A 25,007-nucleotide genomic window follows, 5' to 3' on the forward strand; every position below is an offset into this window, starting at 1 on the left:
CTGTGAGGTTCGGCCGTGATGTCACTGGGATGTTCGGCGTTGTATGTCACTGACGTGTAGGTGTATTCGCGCTGCTCAAGGGCAGTTGAATCGGTCGATCATGGTGACAGCTCCCCGAATATTGCAGTGACGTGAAGCCGTATCGGCCGATGTCGTGTTCGCCGTATCTCCTTTGCCGTCCTGGTCTTCACGGAGCTGTCTGGGCGTGCGGAGTGTGTCCGGCGGTTCTTGGCAGGTGCTGCGGGGGAGTGCGACGCCGACGTCGGTGTCGGCGTCGGCGTCGCGGAGCCTGGCTGGTCCAGATTCCCGCGGCAGTCCCGAGGGTCATTAGCACGCGCGTCTATCGAACTGGTGGGAACGTTCTGCTGTCACCCGCTCGGGTGAGCGGCTGGGCCGGAAGCGTACGCGCGGCTCATAGCCTCGCATCAGACGCATCCGTCACACATGTGTGTCTGGATGAACTGCCCTGTGCGCAAACGCTGTTGGAGGCTGTACGTGATCGCCGTGCCGTTATCCGCCCGCCCATGTCATGGGTGCTGGCACCGGTGACGGCGCTGGACGACGCCGTACAGCCGGGCTTGGGGCGGCATCGGGACGAGTTGCGGCCCGCTGCTGTGGCCCGGCTGCTGCGGTTGCGTGGTGCGGGGGAGTTGACAACCGCGCATGTGCGGCTGGTCGCCGAATCAGCGGACGTCAGTGTGCGGCAGGTGTGGCGCTGGCTGGCGCAGGCCGAGGAGACCGGTTCCACGGAGAAGCCCGAGCGCAGGCGGTTTCGGATCACCGACGAGATCATCGAGGTCCTCGCCGATCACCAGGGGAATGTGAAACGCGCTCACGAGCACCTGGTACGCGCCGCCAAGATGGCGGGGGAGAAGCCGATCGGTCTGACCACGCTGCACGACGCCATCGCCCGTGACCTCGACCCCGGTTTCATGGCGGGTCTGCGGGAGGGCATTCCGGCCGCCCGCGGCTTCGACCCCGCCTTCCAGCGGCCTGCGGTAGCCCGGAACCAGGTGTGGGAGGGGGATCACAAGCAGGCCCCGCTCGTCGTGGTGATGCCCGACAAGAAGCTGTCGAAGGTGTGGGTGACCTGGTTCGAGGACCGCGGTACCGGCTATGTGATGGGCTGGGCGGTCACCGCCGGCTCCGCGCACCGCGGATCGGTCCTGGCGGCCGTGCGGGCCTCGGTGCTGCGGGAGGACCCTTACGGGCCGGCCGGGGGACTGCCTCAGCTCGTACGGGTCGACGGCGGCGCCGACTTCCTGTCAAAGACCGTCCGGCGGGCTTTCGGGCTGCTGGGGGTGCCGGTGCACCGGGTGCGCAGCGCCCGCCACAAAGGCGGTATCGAGCGGCTGAACCGCACCAGCATGACCCGGTTCTTCGCCGACCTGCCCCGCTACACCAAGGCGCCCCGGCTTGATCACCGCCGACGCCTCGGCGACCAGGACCCGCCGTTGACCTTCGAGGCGTTCGTCGACCTGCTGCGCGAGTGGGTCACCGAGCACAACACCAAGCACGTGGTGAAGCGCACCGGGGTGACGCCGCTTGAGGCGTGGCTGGCCGACCCCACCGAGATCCGTCCCGAGCCCACCCCCACCGAGCTGCGTGCCTTCATGCTGGAGAGCGACCACCGGCCCCGGAAGATCACCAGTCACGGGGTGGAGTTCGCGGGCCGCTGCTACATGCCCGAGCACGGTGTCGGCCGTATCGGAGTTGAGGTGCGGGTGCGGTGGATGCCGCACCACAGCCATGAGATCGACCTGTACACCTTTCGCGGGGAGCGCTACCTGGGGCGGGCGTTCCTCAGCGACGAGGCCACCGAGGAGCTGCGCACCAAGGTCCTTGACGACCGTCAGGAGCACAGTGCTTCCCTGCGCCGGGCACTGCAGCGCTCCGGTGAGCGCAGACGAGACCGCTATCTGCCGGCTACGGAACCCGAACTGCCCGTCCAGGCAACCCGCATGACCAAAGAAGAGGCGCTCGCCGAACTCGCGGGCACCAGCCAACGAGCGCCTGCCGCGCCTCGCCGGCGCGAAGAGCCGTATCAGCCGCTGACTCCCATCCCGGTCGGCTGGGTACGCCCCGGCCAGGCCACCGCCCCCGCCCATCCGTCTTCGGAGGACGCATGACCACCACCGCCACTACTGCCGCGCAGCAGCCGCCCGAGCTGGCGGCGCCCCGCCGCCCGGACCTGCGCCCGCAGTTCTTCCTCGACATTCCGCAGTCGGAACTGGTCGCCACCGACACCCTGCTGCAGATCAAGGACACCGTCATCGACACCGTCGAATCACGCGCGATGTCAGTGATCTACGGCGACGCCGGGCTCGGCAAGAGCTTCAGCACCCGCGCCACGATCCAGGAGATGAATCCGGACCTGATCCTGCCGCTGGATTTCGCCCGTTCCCGCCCGGGGCCGAAGGACCTGCGCGAGGAGTTGTTCCACCAGATGAACCTCGGCTGCAAGATGCCGGGCACCCCGACCGCGTTCGACAAGCTGCTGCGTGAGACGCTGCCCCGGCGCCCGTATGTGATCGTGTGTGATGAGGCCCAGCAGTACCGGCGGGAGAACTTCGAGTTCCTGCGCAAGCTGTGGGACACCTGCGACCCGAAGCCCGCCATCGTGTTCGTCGGCGGTCGGGAGGCCTACGAAACTCTGGAGAGCGACCCGGCGCTGGCCTCGCGGATCTACATCCGCCTGGAGATCCTGGCCATGACCGAGGACGAGGTCCTCAAGGCCGTACCCGACTCGCACCCGGTGTGGCGAGGCGTGGATGAGGCACTGCTGAAGCGGGTCGACGACCAGTACGCGCTCGGCTCCTTCCGTAAGTGGGTAAGGGTGACCAAGCACGTGCTGAAGGCGATGGAGTACTTCAAGGCCGACAAGGTCGAGGACCGGGTCGTGGGCTGGGCCCTGAAGCGATGCTGACCGCCCCGCCCCCGTCGCCGGCCGTCCGGGGCGCGGCCCCCCGGGCCGAGCCCTTCGCCGTCATGGAAGACGCCGCCCCACCCGGCCTGCACTATCTCCAGACCCCGGGGCTACGCACCCTGCTCACCCCGGGCATGCTCGCCGTCGGCGACGCGCTCGCCGACGCCTACGCCCAGGGCCGGTTCGTGTGCGTGCTGGGCGATGCCGGGGTCGGCAAGACCTTCGCCGTCCACACCGCCGCCCGCCGTTTCGGCGAGCTGTTGCCGCTGGACTTCCGGGCTCAGCCGACGCCGGCGGACCTGCGCGCCGCCCTTCACCGTGCGCTTGGCCTCCGCGGTGAGGCGCCTGCCGACCCCGGGGCCGCCGACACGCTGATCCGACGCACCTTGGCCATCAAGCCGCGGATCGTCGTGGTCGAGGACGCCCACCGGCTGTCGGCGTCGTGCTTCGAGTACTTGCGTTTCCTGCACGACGACCTACCCCAAGGGCTGTGCGTGGTGCTGATCGCCCAGGCGCGCGGCGAACGCTCCTTGCGTGCCCAGCGGATGCTCGCCACCCGCACCGCCGGCTGGCCCTACATCTGGCCGCTCACCCGCGACCAGGTCCCCCAGGCAGCTCCCGCTTTGCACCCCGTGTGGCAGAGCGTCCCGCCCGACGACCTCAAGGCGCTGGACGCCCGTATCGCCGACGGCGCTCTGCGCCGCTGGGCCGTGCTCACCCACCACACCCAGCGGGCTCTGGCCGCCACCAAAGCGAGCAAGCCCGATCGGGACCTGCTGCAGGCTGTGGCCGACCGGGTCGACGGCGGACGCCGTCCATGACCGCACCCACACTTCCTGCCGCCCCGGCCCCCGCCCCGCGGGCCGCCGCGCCGCCGGCGGTGGCGGTGGCGCGGCCGGTGAGGCTGCTGCTGGACGGCGACGACGACCACACGGTGCACCGGACCGCCTACCGGTGGGCCGATCCCGCCAGCGGCCGGATCACCGTCGATCCCACGCCGCACACCACCAGCCCGGCCTACCTCGCGCTGGACGTACTGCGTGCCATGGGCCGCGACGGGTTCTCCCGTCCCGAGGCCGAGCGGATGTCCACCGACCCGGCCTGGCGCGCGGTGACCTGCTGGACCCTGGCCACCGGCATACGCGACGCCATTGTGCTGCGCGCCCACCGCCTCACGGTGGAGCGGCTGCGCCGCCTGGCCGCGTGGCACGCGGACACCGGCATCCGCCTGACCCTCCTGGCCCACACCCCGGAGCAGGCCGACTTCCAGCGCCTGCGCGAACACCTCACAGCCGCCCATCTGGACGACGTGGTGACCGTACGTGGCACGGCCGCCGTCCTCGGCGCGATCGGCCCGGCCGCCACCGGCCGCCGCATCGGCCCGCCCCCGCGCGATCACGCCTACCCGCTGCCCACGCTGCCGCGCAGCTCGGTGGCCGCGTTCCGCGCCGACTGCTGGCGCCGCCAGAACGCCACCGACTTCGCGCACAGCGACGGCCAGTACCGCGCCGGCTACGCCGCCGCCCGCACCTGGCTGGCCCGCCTGCCGGCCCAGCCACCCCAAGCTGACGCCACCGCCACCGCCACCGCCGGCGGCCCGGCCGAGCCCACCCTCTGGAACCTGCAGGAGACCGAGGCCTTGCGGCTGTTTCTGGCCCGGCTGACCGTCTCGAGCCCCAGCGTCCAGCACACGGTGGCCCGCGTGCGCGGCGCCCAGGCCGGCTTCCTCTCCCGTGCGCTGCTGCTCAACGTGCCCGACGACCTCACCAGCCGCGCCGGGCCCGGCATCACCACCGTGCCCATCACACCGCGCACCGTGCACACGATCACCGTGCGCCTGCCCAACCCGCTGCGCGCCGCCGCCATCGCGGCCCTGTTGTTCACCGGCACCGACAAGTCGCTGCTGTCGATGACCCAGATCGGATCCGTCGACGACGCCCACGCCACCGTGGCCATCGACCGCGACTCGCGGATCAACATCGGCGAACCACCCGGCCCCAGGCACATGTACGCCGTCCCGCCCCGCGCCCGCCCCCTGCTGCACACCGCGCTCGAATTCCGCCGCCGCACCCCGCGCACCGCCGACACCCACGGCCTGTTCGCCAACTGCTTCGGCACCACGCCACGCTTTGAGGCCCTGATCGCCGACGCCGGCCTCCCGATCCCCGCCCTGACCCACCCCCACGCCGAGGACGACTGGCACACCGCCGCCCGCTGCTGGCACCTGCACACCCCCACGCCGCCCGCCTCCGACGTCCTGCCGCGCCTTGGGGAGTTACGCCCGTGACCGACGAACTCCCGCCGCCCGGCGACACGTCCGCGGTCGCGTTCGACCTGATGTTCCTGCGGACACGTGCCATGGAGTGCCGGCTCACCGACGAGGACCTGACCGCGCTGACTGGCATCCCCACCACCGACTGGGACACCCACCTCACCCCGCACACCCTCCCCACCACGACCCTGTTCACCCTCGCCCACGCCCTGAACACCTCACCCGAATCCCTCCTGCGCGCCTCCGAGCAGGCCAACCGCCGTCCCGTCCCGGGCGCAGCCACCAACGCCACCGTGCTGCACGCCGCTCTGCTGGAAGTCGGCCACATCCACCCCGACGACCTGGCCTCCGCCCTTCAGTGGCCCCCGCACCGTCTGAAGCGGGCCGCCACCGCCCTGGCCGCACACCTCGATCAGCCCAGCAGCCCACACCGGCTCATCCACACCGACACCACCATCCACCTGACCTGCGTCCCCGGCCTGCTTGACCCCAAGCAGCGGCAGAATCTGCACAACACCGGCCACACCGCCGCCTCCCTCGCCCCCGGCGAGGCCGCCGCCCTCACCCGCCTGCTGCACCGCACCGCCCGCGGCCTCACCCCCGACCTGCCCGCCGAACAGATCCCGCGTCTGGCCAACCGGCGCCTGCTTGCCCCTGCCGGCAAACAGCCCACTCCCCACCCGAATGTGCTGTTCGCCCTCGGGCTGGCAGCCCACCCCCTCCTGGACAACTCCGGCCCCGCCGACCACCCAGCCCTGGGCCACCGCCACGCCGCTGCGGCCGGAGCACACTCCGCCAGCGGCTCCGCGCCGCCGCCAGCCGCCGCCACACCGCCACCACCCGGAGCGCGATGATGCCGTCGCCGCGTACGTCCGCCGTGCCCGAGACCACCACCGGCGCGTGGAAGCCCACATGGTCACCCGGCCACACCCGCCCCGGCCTGCCCCTGCTCACCGTGGTGCACGATCCTCACGACGACCACGCCTTCATGACCGCCGCGCTGGCCGCCCACACCCCCGCGGCTGGCCGTATCACCGTCCACCCCACCCCCGTGGCGAGCGCGCCTGCCTCCCTCGCCCACGACCTGCTGCGCAGCCTGGGCAAACACCTCCCGGTGACCGGGAATGAGGACGATGCCTACTGGACCGGCAACACCGAGACCGCCTGGCGCGCGGTCGCCGCCTGGATGCTCGCGCTGCGCATCGGTCACGTCATCGTCACCCGGACCCATCGCATCAGCTCCCGGCACTTCGAGTACCTCTTCGCCCTGCGGGAGCTCACCAAAATCCGGCTGACCCTGCTGTGCCACGGCCCACTCCCGCCCGCTCTCGCCACCGCCCTGGCAGCACTCCGGCACGAAGAGGCGCACACCCTGGCCGCAGCCCGCCGCGCCGTGAGCGCTCCCGCTCCACCACCGCCCGCCCACCGGTTCGCGTGGTGGGAGGCGGACGGGCAGCTCCCGCCCCACGAGGGCGAGCCGTGCTTCCTGCTGCCGACGCGGCGCACGCCCAGCCGCGGCCACGTCGAGGCAGCAGCCCGTCACCTGGGCCGTACGGTGCTCCCGCTGCCTGCTGCCGGCCGCTTCTCGCCCGAGCCCGATGAGCCGACCGCGCTCCTCGCACGCCGGCTCCATGCGCGTATCGCCCATCCCGTTCACGCCGCGGCGCTGGCGGTGCGGGTTTTCGCCGCCCAGACGGACCTCCCGGCCCGAACCGGTCGTGGCCAGGGGCTGCGGACACCGTCCTGGGCAGTGGACTTGCTCGAGGCAGCCCGCCACTTCGGGCAGCTAGAGGGGCGCGAGGACAACACTTCCCTGCCCCTCAGGTCCTGGGACCACGCGGCTGTGACCGAAGCAGCCCACACCTGCGGCCTGTACGAGCACCAGGCACCAGGCGCGAAGCCGCACTCTGCCGCGACCACCTCCAGCTCCAGACGGCAGCCTGCCGTGCGTCCTGACGCGGGCGGGCACACCAGCACCCGGCCGGGCAGCATGAGACCTGCAGGAACCCAACCAACCGCAGACAACAGGGAGTAGACGATGGCCGAGCCAGGGACAGAACTGTTCGAAGCGATCCGCCGCGACCACCAGGCCGGCGAGAGGCTGCCGAGGTCCCTGGCCGCCCGACACGGTGTCTCCCGCCAGACGGTCATGGAGGCGATCTCGACCGTGCTGCCGCTGTCGCATTCCCTACCGGCCGACGAGGAGCAGCTGGGCGAGGCCCGTCAGCTTCTGGACGTGCTGCTGGCCGAAGACCAGGCTAAGGCGCCCGATAGGCACCGCCCGGCCTTCGAGCTGTATGAGGAGCTGAGCCTTCGCACCAGCAGGCTTCCCCTGGCCTACCGGTGGGTGTGGGCGTACATCACCAATAGCCGCTCCCAGCACGCTTCCGACACCTCACCGGAACCACACGAGCGAGCCTGGGCGGGCAATGTCCCCTCCGACATGCCGAGCTTCGTCACCTACCTGATTACCAGTGCGGTGCGCGATCTGGTGGAGCTGAAGATCGAAGGGACGCTGCCGGCCGCCGATGGTGTCGAGCTCGGGATGGTCTCCCTCGGCAATGCCAGGGCCCGGATCAATCAGGCCCTGTGCGAGTTCGCGCTGGTCGGACTCAGGGCCGGCCTGTCCTACGCCCAGATGAGCGCCTTCACCGGCATCCCCGAAGACGACCTGGCAAAGCAGGTCGAGGACTACCACCGCCGCATGACGATCTGAGCCTCACCCCGCCCCGCCCGGTCGCCGGCCGCGACGAGCGGGCTGTAGACCGACGGGTATGGGGGCTCGCGGTGGCCGCACTCCGGCGACGGCGGTGAAAGCGTTACGGTCCTGCCGGGCGGTCGAAGGCCAGCCCCGCTGGACCGTCGTAGGCGCGGATGACCAGATGGCGGCCAGGGTGGGCGTCTTCCACACGCCGGCAGTGGGCCACTACGGCTCCCAGCGCACCACCGCGGCCCGTGCCGAATCCCAGCAGCGCTCCGCTGTCGGCGTCGTGGATCCGGTAGTGGATGTCCTCGTTCACGCTCTTGGCGTCTGCCAGCGGTTCGCCGTTCCATGTATCGGTCACTGCCGGTTCCGTTCGTCGAGGCGGGTTGTTGTCGTCAGAGGCTGCAGAGGGTTGACCGACAGGCTGCCGGTCAGTGCTGGCGGGTGAGGAAGATTCGTGCGCGTTCGTCGGGCTCGGCCGTGACCCGTACCCCGCGGGCCCGGTAGGGGCGGAGACTGGAGCGCAGGGAGCCGCGGACCGCCCGGCAGGCCAAGCGCGGGAGTGGCCTCGTCCTCGACCACGGTCCTGGCTTGAGGCCGTCCGCAGCCCCCGGTGCCACTCCCAGTGCCGCGCCAGAGCGTCTCGCACGGCGGTGATGGCGATGCGCTCCTGCTCCAGGCGCAGGTGCGGCCGGTAGGCGCCGGTCCGCAGCTCCTGCTCGAGGTCGGCCTCCTCGGGGGTGAGGTGTGTCAGGCCGCCGCGTGCCTGTGTCTTCTCCTGGCCCCAGTGGGACTCGTGGGCGAGGAGGGTGGCGCGGTCCATGAGCAGTGACGTGGTGTGCGGGAAGCGTCCGCGGACCTGGTTGAGGATGGCGAAGCCATGGGTGTCGATGTCGCCCCAGTAACAGAGGGCGACGTCGTCGAGCCAGGGCAGGTGACGCAGCAGGGCGGCGGCGTATCCGGAGCCGAGGATGGCGATGGCGTCGGGGACCGGCGGCAGGGAGAGGTAGGTGATCTCGTTCTCGAGGACGAAGACGGTGCGCACCCCGGGGGACCAGTCGGCCAGTTCCTCGGCGCGGACGGTGAGTTCGCTGAAGGGCAGGGGAGAGGCGCCGAGGTAGCGCAGGCGGATGTAGATGGGCTTGGTCCGGAAGCCGTACCGTGCGACGAGATCGCTCTTCGGCGCGCTGGTGTTGACGCGGCTTTCAGGGAGCACACAGTCGAGGAGGTCGGCGAGGATTCCCTTGTTGGTCTCGATGAACTTGGTGTCCACGCCCGGGGTGTCGATCTCGCGCAGGTAGACCGCCTTGGTGTCGTGGTCGCGGATCCAGCACGTGGTGCGCACGAGTCGGCGCCAGTCTGCAGCGTTGGCAAGGACCTTCATGGGGTGGTCAGCCATCCACCGTGCGATGCCGGGGTCCTGGCGTGCGGTCTGCTCGTGCAGCGTGTGGAAGCGGTCGACCTGGGTGGTGACGCGGAGCAGCGTCCAGAGGCGGTCGCGGCTGTCGACCCAGGCTCGGGCCGGGACGGTATTCGACGGGATGCCGTTGCGGCCTCCGATGGATTTGGTCTGGATGCGCAGATGGGGGTTCCGGTCGGGGGCCCAGCACTGGGACCAGGCGAGTGCTTGCTCGTAATACTGCAGGGCATCGGCCGCGGTCGGGCCCTTCAGCGACACCCCGATGGGCTCGAAGGGGTGACCGCCCGCGGCGGCGGTGAGGTAGCGGCCGCTGGCCCACTTGCGGCGCAGAGTTTCCACCACATGCTCGGGGCGGGTCCATTCTGCCGGGGTCACGACTACTCCTTCGGGGGCTGGTTCGCCTGCTGGGCCGCTGCTTGCCTGTAGGCGCGGAACTCCTCGATGGTGAGGTTGTTCAGGCGGGAGCGGGTCTTGTCAGGACGGTCGACATAGCCGACGCGGGTGACGTGGGGCTCGATGACATGGAGTTTCTGGAGCGGGGTGACGACGAGGAGTTGCAGGCCCAGGCGCTGGAACAGGTCGAGGGCGAAGTGGGCGGAGGGGTCGTCACCGCGTCCGAAGGCTTCGTCGATGGTGACGAAGTGGAAGGTCTTGGGTTTGACGGCGGTGGGGTCGATGCGGAACTGGTAGGCAAGGGAAGCCGCGAGGATGGTGTAGGCGAGTTTCTCCTTCTGGCCGCCGGACTTGCCACCGGAGTCGGAGTGGACCTCGTACTCGGCGTCGTCCTCGCGATTGAGCTCGCTGGCGGAGAAGACGAACCAGCGCCGCACATCGGTGACCCGGGCGGTCCACTCCTTGTCGAGACGGGTGTGCTCCGGGCGGCCCTTGAAGCGGTCGAGGAGCGCCTTGACCTGGAGGAACTTCTCTTCGGTGTACGCGTCATCGGCGTCGTTCGAGAGCGCTTCGCTGGTACAAGCGCGCAGGTCGTGCTGGAACTCGCGGACCTCCTTGTTCGGCGTGGGGGCGGCGTTGAGCCGGATGTAGCGGCCCGGGTTGTAGTCGATGCCGGCCAGCGAGGTGTTGATCACGTCGATGCGCTCGCGGATCTGCTGCTCCTGAGCGCCGAGATGGGCCTGGAAGGAAGCGATGTCGCGGATGACGTTGGTGCGCAAGTACAGGAGGAACTGCTCCTCGAATCGGGGCAGGTCCTCGTCGGTGAGCCGGCTGTGCAACGCGCGGTAGCCGCCGGCGGATTCGATGGTGTTGTCCAACTCGGCGGTGTGGACCGGGTACCTGCCGCGGAAGGCGGTCATCAGCCCCGCTGCCTGGCTGCTGGCGTGGCGCAGGGCGTCGTGGCGACTGCCGCTGCTGCGCAGCAGACGTGCTTCGGCATGGCGCTCGGCGTCGTCCAGCATCTCCAGGAGGCCGTCGCCGTCGGCTGCGGGCAGGAACTTCCTCAGGGCTTCCTCGTGCTCCGCCATGCCGTCGAGGTCGCACCTCGCGAGGAACGTGGTGGTCCTGCCCAGCAGGCCGGCGATGTGCTGGACGTCGCGGCGCAGGCCGCCCAGCTCCTCCTGCCCCGTGGTGAACGTCTTGCTGCTCTGTAGGATCTCGTCCTCGGTCCGCCGGAGCTGCGCGGTGAGCTTGTCCAGACCGGCTTCTGCTTCCAGGGCGCCCTTCTGCTGCTCGAACTGCTCGATGTCCGCGACGGTGCTCTGCCAGTCGAGTTCCGCGTAGGTGTCGACGCTGGCCAGCAGGGTGAGGGCGGAACCGGTTCCGGTGCGGGCCTGCTGCTGCTTCTCGAGTTCCCGGGTGGCTGTGGTGATGTCGGCGCTTTCGCGGGTGAGGCGGGTGGCCTCGGCGAGGAGAGCGTCGAGCTTGGCCTGGTTGCTCCAGCCCAGCACCCAGTTGCGTCGGTCGTCGATGCGGTGGGTGTCGTTCTTCTCGTGGCGGCCTCCGCCGCCCTTGATAAGGCCCTGCCGGGTGACGGCGGGCCGGGTGGCGCGGGCGAATGCGTCAAGGTCTTCGGCGCACAGGTAGTCGGCACGCGAGCGCAGCCGAGCGGCGAGCCAGTCGCGGGCCCAGCTGTCGGATTTGAGCTGGAGTTTGCCGGTCAGCAGGGTGGAGTCGTCCGGCAGCATGGTGATGGGTGTGTGGGCGGGGACCTGGTAGTAGACCAGTCTGAGGCCCAGGTGACGGCCGTTGACCCAGGCCGAGACGGTGTCGTAGTGGGCGTGTGGGACCAGCAGGGACAAGGCGAACCCGTGCAGTACACGCTCGGCGGCGCCGGCCCACTCGGCTTCGTCGTCGCGGACCTGGATCAGCTCGCCGGCGAACGGTAGGACCTCGTCGGAGACGCCCGTGGCGGTGGCGAGTTCGCGGCGCAGGGCCAGCAGTTGGGCGGGGATGCTGGAGCGCTGCTGCTGCAGGCTGGTGATCTCGCGTCGCAGCGCGTCGGTCGCGGTGGTGTTGTCGTGGCGCGCGATGGCGAGATCGTCGAGTTTTCTGCGGGCCTGCTGCTCTTGTTCCTCGGCCCGGGAGCGGGCGGTGGAGATCTGGTCGGTCCGCTCGCGGAAGGAGGCGGCGTCGGTGACGGGATCCATGCCGGCCTGCGCGAGCCAGGCGCCGTACTCGGTGGCGCGCTTGCGGCGCCGTTCGCGTTCGCGGCCGAGTTCTTCGATCCGGCCGGTCAGGGAGATGAGCTTCTCCCCGCCGACGCCGTCGATACGGCGCCGCAGGCCGTCGGCCGTCCCGCGTAGTTGCTCCAGCTGCCGTTCGCGAGTGGACTGCAGTTCCTCCAGTTCCGCCGTACCGGACATAAGTGTGGTGTGACGTCTCGTGAGGAGCCGGTGGCGGTGCTGGGCGAAGAACGCCGGGACGGCACTGCGGCGCTTGTCCAGGGCGGTGATCTCCCCCTGGACGGTGTCGTACCGGTTGCAGGCCACCACGATCGGCGTCAGGTCCTCGATCATCCGACGAGCCCGGACGACTTCGTTGTGGCTGGCGGTGAGCGCATCAAAGTGGGCAACGATCTTGTCGACGGCTGTCTTCGCGTCGAACGGCTCCAGCATCCGCTCGCGGACGAACTCGTCCAGGCTGCCCACGGCCTTCATCGACACCGTCTGGTGGAACAGGTCCAGGGCCTGCAGGCTGGGGATGCCCAGGCCTCTCAGCAGTGCCTTGCCGTACTGGGTGTATGCGCTGCCGTGGATAGTGGCCCCGCGCTGTTTCAGCTGCCGGCGCAGGTCGGTGATGTCGGTGCCGAAGCCGGTGAAGTCGGTGTCGATGGACAGCGGTGCCTCGGCGGTGAGGTAGAACCGCTCGGGCTGCCCGGTGCTGGTCGGGGATGTCCAGTAGAAGACCTGTGCGAGTGTGAGATGGGCGCCGAGGGCATAGTTCGTGAAGACGCCCAGGATCACGCTGTAGGAGGTGTGGTCGCGCAGTCCCACGGGGCGTGTGGTGTCGGAAGCCTCGACGCGCTCGTTCTTGTGATGGCCGAGGACGTAGGACCGCAGGTCGCGCTCCTTGGCATCGGCGCCCGCCGCCTTGTTGTAGGCGATCTTGTGGGCGGGCAGAAGCAGCGTGGTGAGCGCGTCCACCAGGGTGGACTTGCCCGATCCCACGCCCCCGGTGAGCAGGGCGCAGTGCCCGTCGATGGTGAAGGTGCAGGTGGTGCGGTGGAAGGTGCCCCAGTTGAGTACCTCCAGGCGGGCGAGCCGGTAACCGGGGCCGACGTCGAACGTGCCGGCAGGCTCTGCGGTCGTTGCCTGCCGTGGGATGAGCGCTGCCGGGTCGATGGTGAGGGTCATGTGTCGTCCTTGGCCGAGGCAGCGTCGCGGTAGGTGGCGAGGAGTTCGTTGAAGTCGTTGAGGACCTGGGCGTCGACCAGGGCCTTGATGTGGCGGCGGACCTCGTAGGTGCTGGTCTGTTTCGTCTGGCGCAGTGCCTTGAGGTCGACGAGCTTCTTGATGTGGGCGTCGATCTGGTCGACGAGCTGGGCTTCGTTGCTGCGTGGTGGGAGGAAGCCGCGGATTATCTCGACCAGGTCGTCGCGGGTAAGTACCAGGCGCGGGTCGGCGGAGTCGGCGTCGCTGTCCGCGAGTCGTCCGCGCAGCAGGACGAGCATCAGGCTGACGGGGAACGAGAGCCGGTGGCGGGTGACCAGCCGCGGCACCGGGACGCCGTCGTCACGGGAATCGAGATCCTGCTGTCGGACGTAGGCGTAGCCCTCGGCGCGGTCGATGACGACATCGAGGCCGATCACGCTGAGGTAGTCGCCGATTGCCGCCTGATGGCTGATGATCTGCTCCCAGACGGCAGGTGCATCGCTCTGATAAAGCACGCCCGCTTTCAGCAGGTGGACCACGGGGACGGTCAGGGCGTCACTCATTCCTGCTCCGCCTTTCCGGCGGCGGTGCCGCCTTCGTCGCGTACGAACGTCACGTGCGGCACTCTCGCCTGCGTGTGCCCGGGCACGTGGACGCGCGGGTAGACCAGGAGGTCGGTGCGGTCCGGGTCCACGATCATGTCCAGGCCGGGGTGCTCCACCTGGAAGTAGGCGAGCAGTTCCGCGAGCCCCAGGGTCAGCGGGTGGTCGTCGACGATGGCGGCCAGGTTCGCCTGGCCGCTCGGGCTCATGGCGACCGCCTCCAGAACATGACCGGTCAGCGCCTCGGTGTCGACGTGGACGCCGGAGAAGAGCTCGGAGATGTCCACCTCCGCGTCCTCGGATTCCTCCACCGCAGCGGTGTCCAGCTCGATGCGTTCGACCGGCATGTACAGCCGTCGCTCCATCGGCAGCGTCAGATGTGCCTGAGGGACGTCCAGCGCCATGCCGGGCAGGTCGGCCCGGCCTTCCAGGGCGGTGACGTGACGCTGGATGGAGCGCACCAGCGCCAGTACGCGGCGGTCCTCTGCTCGGCTGCGGTCGACCAGGAAGCGGCGCAGCTGCTCGGTCAGTTGCCGGACCGTGTCCTGGGTGTTCTCGGCCGCCTCCAGCCAGGCGAAGGGGATCTTCAACAGGCTCTGGTTGGCCCTGCCTCCCAACTGCGGCAGTTGGTTGACCTGCTGCAGCAGCTCCCGCAGTTCCTGCTGGCGACGGGGCGAGAGGAGGTAGTCGAAGAACGCCTGGAAGCTCTGTCCCTGATCGGACCGGGCGATCTCGTCGCGATCCAGCAGGAACGAGGCCAGTTGCTCTCCCTTCCCGCCCTCGGCGGTGGCGACCTGGTGGCGCAGACGTACGTCCAGTTCCCGAAGATTGGCCTCCACTTCGCGGAAGTCCCGCAGGAGTTCGACCGCGGTGCTCTCCACCTGCTGGTAGCGGTCCAGCAGTGCGAGCGGGGACAGCATGTCGACCTCACCGGCGCGCAGCCGTGCGATCTGGGCGTCGATCGCGTCACGCTCCCGGCGCAGTTCATCGATGCGTGTCTGCGGATCGGTCTCCGTTCCGAACGCCATCTGCCGCAGGAGCGCGACGATGGTGTTCAGGCGGGACTCGGTTCCGATGAACGAACGTGCGGGCAGGTCCCGCACCCAGGCTACGGCCTTCTCGAGGGCCGCAGTCGCGTCGAAATGCGCCTCGTCCTCCCCAGGTGGGTAGTACTTGCGCAGCCAGCCGTTCTTCGTCCACTCCGCCAGATAGGCGCTGGCGGACCGGGGAAACGAGCCGGGCTTTTCCTCGTTGAGGAGGTAGAGCCGGTCGTCCAGCCGGGACTCCAGTAAGGCTTCCGGCACACCGCGCGCGTTCTCGTCGACGAACACCGTGCCGCAGAACGACAGCACCAAGGCGGCATTGTCCGCGCGCAGCAGTACCCATGCCGGGTGGCTGGTGAGAGCCGTGACCTGATCGAATTGCATGCAACCCCCCGATCGCACCCCTGCGGTTTCCGTGTCCGCCCGGATGGAGCGGATACGGAAACCTTAAAGACGAGCACTGACAAAAGCAGGAAAATGGAACAACTATACGAATTTGATCGAAATGGCGGCATCGGGCGGCAGCACCGTGTGGGATCAGGCGGCGACGCGGTGCTGGGCAAGCTTGTCCAGCATGATCTGGTTGGCTTCCCAGCCGTCCGGGAACTTGGCGCGCACGGACAGATGCACCGGGTCGGTCGAGGGGTGGCTGTCCAGAAGATCGGCGATGCCCTCGCGGGCGACGACGATGCACGCCTGCCGGTGACGGGAGGCGAGCACGCACAGCCGCCCGGCCTCCAGATGGAAGGCCGTGGCGTCCCGGCGGCCGGACAACGGGTGCACGACGATGACGACTTCGAACTCGCGGCCCTGCAGCCGGTTCGCGGTGTCCACCGCCACGCCCGGCGCGCCAGGGCTGCCTGTCCGGGCGAGCGCGGCCCTGACCAGGTCAGCCTGGTCGCGGTGGGCGACGCCGATGGCGATGTCGCCGGGTTCCAGGGGCCGGCCGCCATGGTGGCGCTCGCAGGTGGCGACCGCTCCGCGGTCCAGCAGCCGGCCGGCGAGGTCGGCGGCGGTCTGGAGGGTCTCGGTGTCGGTGCGCGGGACGTGCCGGCGGCGCAGTTCGTGCAAGGCCCAGCCGCTGGTGAACGCCTGCGCGAGGGTCTCGTCCAGGTCGGTGCGGGCGAACCCGGCGGTGCGGAACTCCAAGGCGCGTGTGTCTTCACCGGTTCCGGCGGTGAAGTGGGTGAACGGGTAGAACGCTCGGGAGATGGTCGGTGCGGCCGAGGACGGCAGGCGCCAGGACACCGGCAGCCGGTGCACGGGAATGTTCTTGTTATGCGCCAGCATCACGCAGACACCGTTCTGCGTGGGGTCGTGCGGCAACCCGATCCAGCGCTCGGTACCGACGATCGTGAACGGGTCCAACTGACCGGGATCGCCGACGAAAAGGCCCCGATCGAAGCGTTCGACGATCTGCAACAGCATGTCCGAACGCATCTGATAGGCCTCATCCAGGATCGCCCAGCCGAACGTGGCGTCGCGGACGGTGGCCCACTTCGCGGCGGTTGCGACGATGATCCGGCAGCCGGCCAGGTCGGCCAGGGTGCGGCCGACGGTGGTGTTCGTCAGGGCAACCAGGGCCGGAGATGGGGTGTAGCCGGTGGCACTCAATCGTCCGACGGCGATGCCGGGATGCTCCCTGGCCAGACGAACGACCAGGTCGTCGACCTGGTTGTTGGTCTGGGCGACGATGATCGGGCGCTCGCCGCCTTCGGTGAGCTCCTGGGTGGCGCGGACCACCAGGGTGCTCTTGCCTGCGCCCGGCGGGGAGTCGACGACCACGGCCCTGTGACGCCCATCGGCCATGTTCGCGAGGATCGCCTCGGTGGCAGCGGCAGCGGCCGTCGCAGGGTCGGGTACGGCCGGTTCGGGCGTTGCGCTGTTGTCATTCCTCATTGCCCCACTCCTCTGCTGCAGCGTCCTCGGGTACGGCGGAATCGGCGCCGACCTCGTCGGCTGCACTGTGTGTCCACGGGGCGGCGTCGGAGGCCGGGAACTGCGGTGCCGGGCGCCACCCCGGGTCGGGCAGGTAGGCGACGTACTGGCCCGGTTCCGGCACGGTGCCCTGCTTCGGGACGCGGCTGCGTCCCATGCCGCCGGTGATCTCCACCGTGACCCGTGTGGTGCCGCCGTCGGGAAGGACCGAGACGATCATGGCCTTGTGGCCGGCCAACATGGACGGGCTGATCAGCTTGGTATCGGCGGCCAGCCGCACGGGATCCTCGGTGCGGACGGTGACACGCGGCCGCGGCACCCGCCTGTTCTTGTCAGTGGTGACCGTCCGGCCAGGTTCAGCCTCCACGACCGTCCCGGCGAACGCCTCACCTGCGCTGCGCCGGTCGGCCAGCACGAAACGATCGTCGAACGCCATGTCGGACTCGAATTCGGCCAGCGCGCGCTCCAGAAAGCCCAGCCGCCGGGCCGCGCCGATCGCGGTGTCCCGCTTGCGCTGCGGAAGCCCGCCGGAGTCCTGGTAGTCGGAGTAGTCCGTGAAGGCCTTGCAGTCGCCCTCGAAGCGCTTGGCGGACCGCGGTGCCTCGGGAACGGAGCGCAGCAGTGATATGGCCTGCCACACCATGCGCCAGGTGGGCTGGATCTGTCCCGCGATCAGCTCCCGCAGCACGGTCTCAGCTGCGGACAGCGCGTGCGGGTCGCCGAGCTTGTGGGCCGTGTCGAACTTTCTGATCGCCGGGGCCAGGTCGCGGTTGTCGAACTCGGGGGAGGTCGACGGGCCCGCCGGCGGGCACACGTCCGGGTTCTCCGCATCGGCCATGGCCTGCTCGACGCTCAAGCCCGACGGGGGAGCGATCCAGGCCATCAGGGAGGCGAGGTTCTGGTCCTCGAGCGTGCTCTGGCCGGTCGCCCAGTGCTCGGCGAGCATGTCAGTGACGGGCAGCAGCATGGAGGTGCCGGTCTGTTCGGCCCTGTCGACCAGGAACGTCAGCCACATGCCGAACTCCGGTACGACGTCCGGCACCGCGTAGGGACCCGACGTCGAACGGAAGCGGCACATGCGGCCCAGGTCGGCCAGGGCTTTGACGCCGCCAGGGTTGGGCACCAGAATCTGCGGAGCGTCGGTGTACCGGGAGCGCTCGCCTTCCCCGCGGCGGTCCTGGCGGAAGGAGTCGATGTAGTCCATCACGATCTGGCCGAGGCCGGCGGCGAACGCGAACCGCTGGTCCCGGTTGCGGGGCTGGGCCACAACCAGCAGGGTCCCGTTCCTCTTGGCGGAGCCGACCATCGCGGCCAGGGGCGCCCCGGCCTCGCCGGCCATGGCCAGCGGGATGATCACCAGCGGCCGGGCGGACAGATGCCGGTGCCGGAACTCGGTCACGGGCACCGCCTGCATCGACTCCATCGCCCGCACGTGCGCCAACGCCGACAGCGTGCTCATGCCACACCCCCGAGGTCTTCCAGTTCTGCGCGCAGCCGTGCGGCGTGCCGCAGGGCCGCGGCCATCTCCATCTGATCCTCGCTCGGCGTCAGTTCTCCGCGAGCCAGCCCCATGACCATGGTCGTGGTGTCGATGCCGCCGAACTGATCGCGCACCACCGGCCCGAGGACATCCAGTGAGGCCTCAGCACGGGCGCGGGCTCGGCAGTAGAACGCCATCTCGCAGTGGTTCAGGCAGTCCGGGCGGTACGTCACGAGGACCTGATCCAGCGCCTCGGTCAGCTCCTCGGCCGGGCGCCGGGGCCGGTCCTCCGAGTCCCGGGCGAGGTCGAAGGTGAGGTCCTCGGGCAGTAGATCCACCAGGTCCCCGACGCGCGCGATGCGGGACAGCTGACGCGTCAGGGCGGCCACCTGCTTGCGGGCGTCGACGAACGCCCCGGTCGGCCGGTTGGTGAAGTCCTTCGGCGCGACCAGCACGATCGTGTCGGAGACGGCCTCCTCACCGATGCCGGCCCGCCCGAGCAGGTCACGCAGCGCGATGATGTACGCGCTCGCCTGCGTGGTCGCCGCCCGTACCTGGGCGGGGGCGGCCTGCTCGTCGATGATCGGGAAGCTCTTGATCTCCACGACGTGGAAGCGTCCGTCGATGCGGAAGGCCACCAGGTCCGGTTCCAGGTACGCCTTGTGTCCGCCGATCTGCAGGCACAGCATCGGGTGGTCGAACAAGGTGCCGTCGCCCTCACCCCGGGCGGCCCGCAGCAGCACTTCCTCGGTGTGCTCATGGCGCTCCTTGGAACGGCCGTCACCGCCGACGTCGTTCAGGTCCTCGTACCCCACCTCCGGCAGCGTCAGCTCCAGGGTCTCGCGTAGAACGCGCAGGAGCTCTGCGCAGCCGTTGGCCTTCACCATCGCTTCGAAGGCGTTGCCGCGGGTGATGGCGAAGGAGGACTGGCCGAAGGCCGGGGGATGGCCGACATGTGTGGCGATCGCGGCCTTGTCGGAGCCGGACGCGTCCAGCAGAGCCCGCAGCGTGCAACGCGGATTGTTCTCCAGGGCCGCCAGCGACCGGGCGTTGTAGTCCAGACGCTTCGCGGATCCGCGAAGCGCGGCGAGGCGGTCGTCGACTGGTTCTCTCACGGTCTCATAGATCCTTGCGGAGGATGAAAGGATGCGGGGAGATGGGAATCAGGCGCGGGCGGACCGCAGATGCGTCACGCCCCGCAGGGGCGTGCCGAACAACTGCTCATCGTCACTGAGGGACTTGCGGGCCCGCCGCGCGGCCGCCGCCCGGTTGGCGCGGTCGGTTTCGGTATGCACGTCCAGCTCGGCCTGGGCGGCGCTGATCACCTGCTGGGGATCCAGTGCGCCCTCGTGGCCGTGGGCGTTCTTCGGCATGGCGTCAGGGATGTTGACGGCGAAGCGCCACAGCAGCCGCAGGGCCTCCGGGCTGGCCCCTTCTGAAGCGGACTCGGCGGAGGCGCGCACCGCTTCGCCGATGCGGATCGTTCCGCTGAGGAAGTCCACACGAGGGGACAGCGGACCGATGACGCGCTGCTCCAGCGTCCAGGTGCTGATCGTGATCAGTGCCCGCACCGGGGTCAGCAGATCGTGCGCCAGGGCCGGGCACAGGTAGTACGGCCGGGCTCCCGGACTGGAGCGGTAGGAACGTTCCTCGTCCCGGCGCAGACTGGAGAGCTTGGACGTGGACAGCTCTCCCGGGAAGAACGCCTCATGCACGTCGACGATCAGCTTGGGCGCGGCCGGGACCCCGAGGAGCATCAGGGCGCGGTGGACGTGTTCGCGTGCCGGGAGCTGCGATCCCCGGGCGGCCGGAGCAGCTTGCGGCGCTTGGCGGGGCGGGGCGGCGGCCGGTTCACCGGCGTCGACGAGGGCGTCCCAGGCCCGCTCGGCGCGGCGCAGCTGCATTCGCAGCTCGCCGGCCCGTTCGGTATCGCCGGCGGCGGCTGCGTCGCGGATCGCGCGGCGCAGGGTGCCGATGCTCTTCTCCAGGGCGTCCAGCGGATCACTCATGCACCAGACGGTACCAGAGTTCCAGAGTTTTCCAGACTCTTCCTGTGATTCGGGGTACAGTCGGCGTCACCGAACCTCCGGCCGCGACGGCGCAACCCGCGCCGCCCTGCAGGCCGTTCCTCTGGAGGCACCCGTGACGGGACGCGTATTCCACACCTCCGACTGGCACCTCGGCCGCCAGATCGGCCGCCATCGACGTGACAGCGAGGTCGACGCCGTCCTGGACGAAATCATTGCCATCGCCGAGGACTACGCCCCCGACCTGATCGTGCACAGCGGCGACCTCTTCGACAGCCCCCGCCCCAGCCTGGACGACATGCGCAGCGCGGCACAGGCACTGCGCCGCCTCGGCGCAATCGCGCCAGTGGTCGTCGTGGCCGGCAACCACGACACCACTCACGTCCTGACGTTCCTGGAGTACGTCCTCAGCGACATGGGCGCCCGCGAAGAAGACCAGACCCGGGTCCGCTTCGCCACCGACGCCCACCCCGACAGACTGCTCCTCGCCGAATACCCGACCAGGAACGGGGAGCTCACCCTGCGCATCGGCGCATTGCCCTACCTGCACCCCAACCGCTTCACCTACGACTTCGCCGACCCCGCCCTGACCACCGCGACCTACGCCGAACGGATGCGCACCGTCCAAGCTGAGGTCTACCGCCGCCTGACCGCCGACCGAGGCCCCCGGGACGTCCTCGTCTACGCCGCCCACCTGTTCATCGAAGGAGCCCTCCCGTCCTACTCGGAGCGGCGGATCTCCCTGAATGCCGAGTACGCGGCCGCAGCCACCGACCTGCCCGATGTCGCCTACGGCGCCCTCGGCCACATCCACAAACCCCAGCCCGTCGGCCGTTCCGGATTCCCCGCCTACTACGCCGGCAGCCCCCTGCAGATGGACTTCGGCGAGACCGGCGACACCAAGAGCGTCGTACTCGCCGAGATCGGGCCGGACACTAATCCCCGCATCGAACTCGAACCGCTCACCGCAGGCCGCCGCCTGGTACGCCTCGAAGGAACCCTGGAACAGATCGCCCACCGCGCCGCCCGCGTGGGGGACGCCTGGGTGAAAGCGGTGGTGAACGTCGACACCTTCGACCCGTCCCTGCCCGCCACCCTCGCCAAGATGCTGCCCCAGGCGACGCTCGTCGACATCGACGAGCGCCGTACCGGCACAGCCCACCGCGTACTGGACCGGCAGACCGCCACCACCGAACTGCCCGACATCGACGACCTGCTGCACGACTACCTTGCCGACCGAGGCACCGGCGGCCCGGCCCTGGACCGCGCCATGGCCGCCTTCGCCCACCTGCGAGCCGAACCCGACCCCGAGGACCCCGCACCGTGCTGCGAGGAGACGCTGCTGACCGCAGCCATCGCCGGCCAGCCTCTAGACACCCTTGACCGCTCCAACCTGCTGACCGGCATCGACACCACCGACGCGGAGACGACGCGATGAAACCGATGACGCTCACCCTCACCGGATTCCGCAGCTACCCCGCCCAGGCCACCGTCGACTTCACCGGCAAGAGCCTCGTCGCGGTCCTCGGCGACACAGGCGCCGGCAAGAGCAGCCTGCTCGACGCCATCGCCTTCGCCCTGTTCCGCAAAAGCTCCTGGGACGCCAAGGAACCACGGCAACTCATCGCCGACGGCGCACAGGCCATGAGCGTCGAACTCACCTTCGTACACGATGGGCAGAACTGGCGTGTCCACCGCACCATGCACGCCACCAACCCGAACGCGGGCCGGCACCACCTGAAAAACCTGGACACCGGTGAGGAGACCGACGGCGCCACGGCCGTCGACAACCGCATCAAAACGGTGCTGCAGATGAGCTATGACACCTTCCTGAGGGTCGGGCTGCTCCCGCAAGGCAAGTTCGACCAGCTCCTCACCGCCGCTCCCAAGGAGCGCAGCGAACGGCTCCGCGAACTGTTCGGTGCCGAATCACTGGAAGCAGTGCGGAACCTGGCCGCCCGCCACGGCCGCACGCTCCAGCAACTCCTGGGCGATGCGAAAGCCAAACGGGCCCCCATGCCGGACAACCCGCAGGAGACGGCCGCCACAGCCGGAGCGGCCGCCGACACGGCCACAGCCCAGGCCGAACTCCTGAACACCGCCGTCATCCGCATCACGGCACTGCATAAAGAGGTCTCGCAAGCCCGAGACACCGCAGCGGCAGCCACCAGCGCTTGTCAGAGCCTGGCAACGCGCCAGGTGACCGACGCCGACACCGTCCTCGACACGCTCGAGGGCACCGCCAACGACCTCACCACACGGCGCGATCTCCTCGACCGGCGTGCCGAGCAGGCTGCGGTTAGGGAAGAGGAACTGACCGGAGCGATCACCGCGGCGGAGAAGCAAGGAGAAGGCAGGGACTCCCTCGCCCAAGCCGCGATGCTCCTGAAGACCCTCGCGGAATCCGCCGAGGAACTCCGAGACGAGCGCGACCGGCTGGCCTCCCACACCACACAACTCGACGACGAACAGGGTGCCATCGCCACGGCGGAAGCGGAACTAGCCGAACGGGCCGCACACGTCCAAGCGACGACAGAGGCAGCCCGGGCCGCCGCCGAGACCAGCAAGCAAATCCGTACGCACAGCACAAGTGTCCGCACCGCGTTGGACGCGGCCCTCTCGGCGGCCCGGCGCGTCGCTGACACCGCGCGCGCCCACACTAACGCAGTGGACCGGCAGAAATCCGCCCACAAAGACCTCGGCCCGGTGGAGGACGAGGCATCTGCGGCCCACAAAAATCTCACCGTGGCCGAGACACACCTGGAGACGCTCAGGCTGCGGAAGAAGGCAGCCGCGATCGCCGCCGACCTCCACCCCGACGACGACTGCCCTGTATGCCGCCGACAGCTCCCGGCCGACTTCCACCCCACAACGGCCGACGCGGAAGAACTGACTGAAGCGCACACACAACGAGAGCAGGCCAAGAGCGCACACGACAGGGCCATCGACCTGCGCGCCGAAGCCCGCGCCGCCGTCACCGCCGCCGATAAAGCGGTGCTCGAACGTGACCACGAGCACCACAGCGCACAGCAGACGGCGCAGGAGACGACCCATGAAGCAGAACGAGCCTTCCGAAGCTTGGAGGCGCTGGCCACCGAGGCAGGCACAGACTTCAACGCCGCATCGGCCTCAGCAAGGCTGACCGCAGCCACTACGGCCCTGACCACTCCCGGCACCGCACATCCTGGGCAGGACACAGCGGCGATCACCGACGCCGTCTCCGCCTGCGAACACATGGCCACCGCACACGCCGAGCAGCTGAAGGATGAAGAGCACCGCCGTACCGCCGGGATCGAAGCAGACCGTAAATCACTGGCAGAACGCACGAAAGTGCACCACCGCGACACCAAAGACGCATCCGCAGCCCACGAGCGCCACGCCCGGGCGGTGGCAAGGACCGCCGCCGACATCGGCATGCTTCCCGCACGCATCCGGGTGATGCTGCCGCAAGACCCGATCGACGTCGCCACTGCACAGACGGACGCCGCCACCACAGCCGTCACTGTCCGGCAGACCGAACTCCAAGAGTTGCTCGACCAAAGGGAAGCAAGCCGAGCGGAGAAGACCGCGGTGCTCGCCGATCAGCGCACGCTCGACCACGACACCCGAGCCCGCCTTGAACGCCCCTTGGAGAAACTGCGTGACAGCCTGGACATGTGGGCCCAAGCCGCCGTCCAGGCCAGCACACATCTCGATGAGGCTGACCTCCTAGCGCTCCCGGCAGCTCCCACCCAGCCGACGATCGCCGAGGTCCGCCACTACGCCGCCACCCTCTTGACGACAACCGTCGCACTCGGTGACAAACTCACCCAGCGAGCCGCAACGGCGACAGAACGCGCAGCCGCCGTCGAAAGCCGCCTCGGCCAGCATGCAGCCGCACTCGCCGACATCGACGGCTTCGACGCCTCAGCCGACCTGACCACACCCAAGTCGCTTCACCCCCTCGTTGCCGCAGCCGCGCAGGCAACCAAAGAAGCCGAAGACCAGCGGTGCAAACAGCGAGAAGCACAGGACCTGATCAAGCCGGCCGCTGACCTGGACTTCGCCATCACTGCAGGTGAAGCCCGCTATGAAGCCCTTGAGGTACTACGCCGCGAACTGGTTGACGCCAAGTTCCTGGGTCACCTCACCACACTGCGAACCCGCGCATTGCTCGGCGTCGCCAGCGACCTGCTCGGGCAGATGTCCGACGGTCGATTCGGCTTCGCAGACGACTTCGACATCATCAGCCGCAGCTCCGGGGTCGCCCACCATCCGAATCGCTTGTCAGGAGGAGAGAAGTTCATGGCGTCCCTCGCCCTGGCCCTGGCGCTTGCCGAACTGCACTCCCGCAGCGGGCCGACTCTCGGCTCCCTCTTCCTCGACGAGGGCTTCGCCGCCCTCGACACCACCGCCTTGGACCTGGCCCTGGAGGTACTGCGCGCTCAGGTCGGCGGTGACCGTCTGGTCATGGTCATCAGCCACCTGCACGCCGTCGCCGAGGCCGTTGACGATGTGCTGTGGGTGGAGCGGACCGCCGCCGGCTCATCCGCCCGGTGGCTCACATTGGCTGAGCGAGACGACATCGCCCAGGACAACCTCGCCAGCGGACTGCACTCCCAGGCGCGATAACCGCAGTCGACGACGGCGCGGCCCCGGCGCTGCTGGGCGGCCAGCTCCGGCACTTTGAGAGCTTCGGCCCCCTCGCGGGCCATTGCGGCCACCTGCGGCGGCAGGTAGCTGGCCAGCTCGCACAGTTGCGCCTTCAGCCCGCCCAGATGATCAGGCG

17 protein-coding genes are annotated in these 25,007 nt (G+C 69.4%); 9 read left to right on the top strand and 8 right to left on the bottom strand.

Annotated features, from left to right (window positions below):
- Window positions 1-524: 524 nt before the first annotated feature.
- From IG54_RS0131950 to IG54_RS0131980, 7 genes are all read left to right on the top strand, one after another.
- The gene (locus IG54_RS0131950) at window positions 525-2,129 is read left to right on the top strand and encodes a Mu transposase C-terminal domain-containing protein (RefSeq protein ID WP_234336422.1); all 1,605 of its coding nucleotides are present in this window, start codon (window positions 525-527) and stop codon (window positions 2,127-2,129) included.
- Window positions 2,126-2,926: an ATP-binding protein gene (locus IG54_RS0131955; protein WP_030792720.1), complete on the top strand. Its 801-nt coding sequence runs from the start codon at window positions 2,126-2,128 to the stop codon at window positions 2,924-2,926. Before IG54_RS0131950 ends, IG54_RS0131955 begins: the two co-directional genes overlap by 4 nt.
- A 62-nt stretch (window positions 2,927-2,988) precedes the next feature.
- Window positions 2,989-3,747 (top strand): ATP-binding protein, encoded by a 759-nt coding sequence (locus tag IG54_RS0131960; protein ID WP_106977144.1) that lies wholly within the window; start codon window positions 2,989-2,991, stop codon window positions 3,745-3,747.
- The gene (locus IG54_RS39480; protein WP_030792728.1) at window positions 3,744-5,213 is read left to right on the top strand and encodes a hypothetical protein; all 1,470 of its coding nucleotides are present in this window, start codon (window positions 3,744-3,746) and stop codon (window positions 5,211-5,213) included. The genes IG54_RS0131960 and IG54_RS39480 overlap by 4 nt, the downstream gene beginning before the upstream one ends.
- Complete coding sequence (locus tag IG54_RS0131970) at window positions 5,210-6,052, top strand: hypothetical protein (RefSeq protein WP_078594750.1); 843 nt, start codon at window positions 5,210-5,212, stop codon at window positions 6,050-6,052. The genes IG54_RS39480 and IG54_RS0131970 overlap by 4 nt, the downstream gene beginning before the upstream one ends.
- A complete protein-coding gene (locus IG54_RS38500) occupies window positions 6,052-7,233 on the top strand; it encodes a hypothetical protein (protein WP_234336423.1) in 1,182 nt (393 codons plus the stop codon). The genes IG54_RS0131970 and IG54_RS38500 overlap by 1 nt, the downstream gene beginning before the upstream one ends.
- 3 nt (window positions 7,234-7,236) lie before the next feature.
- Window positions 7,237-7,914 (top strand): hypothetical protein, encoded by a 678-nt coding sequence (locus IG54_RS0131980; RefSeq protein ID WP_030792731.1) that lies wholly within the window; start codon window positions 7,237-7,239, stop codon window positions 7,912-7,914.
- Window positions 7,915-8,017: 103 nt separating this feature from the next.
- Here the strand turns inward: IG54_RS0131980 and IG54_RS0131985 are convergent, their stop codons facing one another.
- From IG54_RS0131985 to IG54_RS0132020, 8 genes are all read right to left on the bottom strand, one after another.
- Window positions 8,018-9,697: a Wadjet anti-phage system protein JetD domain-containing protein gene (locus IG54_RS0131985; protein WP_234336424.1), complete on the bottom strand. Its 1,680-nt coding sequence runs from the start codon at window positions 9,695-9,697 to the stop codon at window positions 8,018-8,020.
- A 2-nt stretch (window positions 9,698-9,699) separates the two neighbouring features.
- Complete coding sequence (locus IG54_RS0131990) at window positions 9,700-13,131, bottom strand: ATP-binding protein (RefSeq protein WP_051820228.1); 3,432 nt, start codon at window positions 13,129-13,131, stop codon at window positions 9,700-9,702.
- Window positions 13,128-13,712, bottom strand: coding sequence for a DUF4194 domain-containing protein (locus IG54_RS0131995; RefSeq protein WP_030792734.1), 585 nt, complete (start codon window positions 13,710-13,712; stop codon window positions 13,128-13,130). Before IG54_RS0131995 ends, IG54_RS0131990 begins: the two co-directional genes overlap by 4 nt.
- On the bottom strand, window positions 13,709-15,178 hold the full coding sequence (locus tag IG54_RS0132000; protein ID WP_037898127.1) for a DUF3375 domain-containing protein: 1,470 nt from the start codon (window positions 15,176-15,178) through the stop codon (window positions 13,709-13,711). Before IG54_RS0132000 ends, IG54_RS0131995 begins: the two co-directional genes overlap by 4 nt.
- A gap of 153 nt (window positions 15,179-15,331) precedes the next feature.
- Complete coding sequence (locus IG54_RS0132005; protein ID WP_030792736.1) at window positions 15,332-16,693, bottom strand: AAA domain-containing protein; 1,362 nt, start codon at window positions 16,691-16,693, stop codon at window positions 15,332-15,334.
- Window positions 16,683-18,191: a hypothetical protein gene (locus tag IG54_RS0132010; protein WP_030792738.1), complete on the bottom strand. Its 1,509-nt coding sequence runs from the start codon at window positions 18,189-18,191 to the stop codon at window positions 16,683-16,685. Before IG54_RS0132010 ends, IG54_RS0132005 begins: the two co-directional genes overlap by 11 nt.
- Entirely contained in the window at window positions 18,188-19,327 is a 1,140-nt protein-coding gene (locus IG54_RS0132015; RefSeq protein ID WP_030792741.1) for a hypothetical protein, read from the bottom strand. Before IG54_RS0132015 ends, IG54_RS0132010 begins: the two co-directional genes overlap by 4 nt.
- Window positions 19,328-19,375: 48 nt before the next feature.
- Window positions 19,376-20,221, bottom strand: a complete 846-nt coding sequence (locus IG54_RS0132020) for a hypothetical protein (protein WP_030792744.1) — start codon at window positions 20,219-20,221, stop codon at window positions 19,376-19,378.
- A gap of 133 nt (window positions 20,222-20,354) precedes the next feature.
- On the opposite strand from IG54_RS0132020, the gene IG54_RS0132025 reads away from it, so the two are divergent.
- Both IG54_RS0132025 and IG54_RS0132030 read left to right on the top strand, forming a co-directional pair.
- On the top strand, window positions 20,355-21,677 hold the full coding sequence (locus tag IG54_RS0132025; RefSeq protein ID WP_030792748.1) for a metallophosphoesterase family protein: 1,323 nt from the start codon (window positions 20,355-20,357) through the stop codon (window positions 21,675-21,677).
- Entirely contained in the window at window positions 21,674-24,850 is a 3,177-nt protein-coding gene (locus IG54_RS0132030; RefSeq protein WP_030792751.1) for an AAA family ATPase, read from the top strand. The genes IG54_RS0132025 and IG54_RS0132030 overlap by 4 nt, the downstream gene beginning before the upstream one ends.
- Window positions 24,851-25,007: the final 157 nt, after the last annotated feature.

Source organism: Streptomyces sp. NRRL S-920 (assembly GCF_000717945.1).
In the GTDB taxonomy this organism is placed as follows: domain Bacteria; phylum Actinomycetota; class Actinomycetes; order Streptomycetales; family Streptomycetaceae; genus Streptomyces; species Streptomyces alboniger.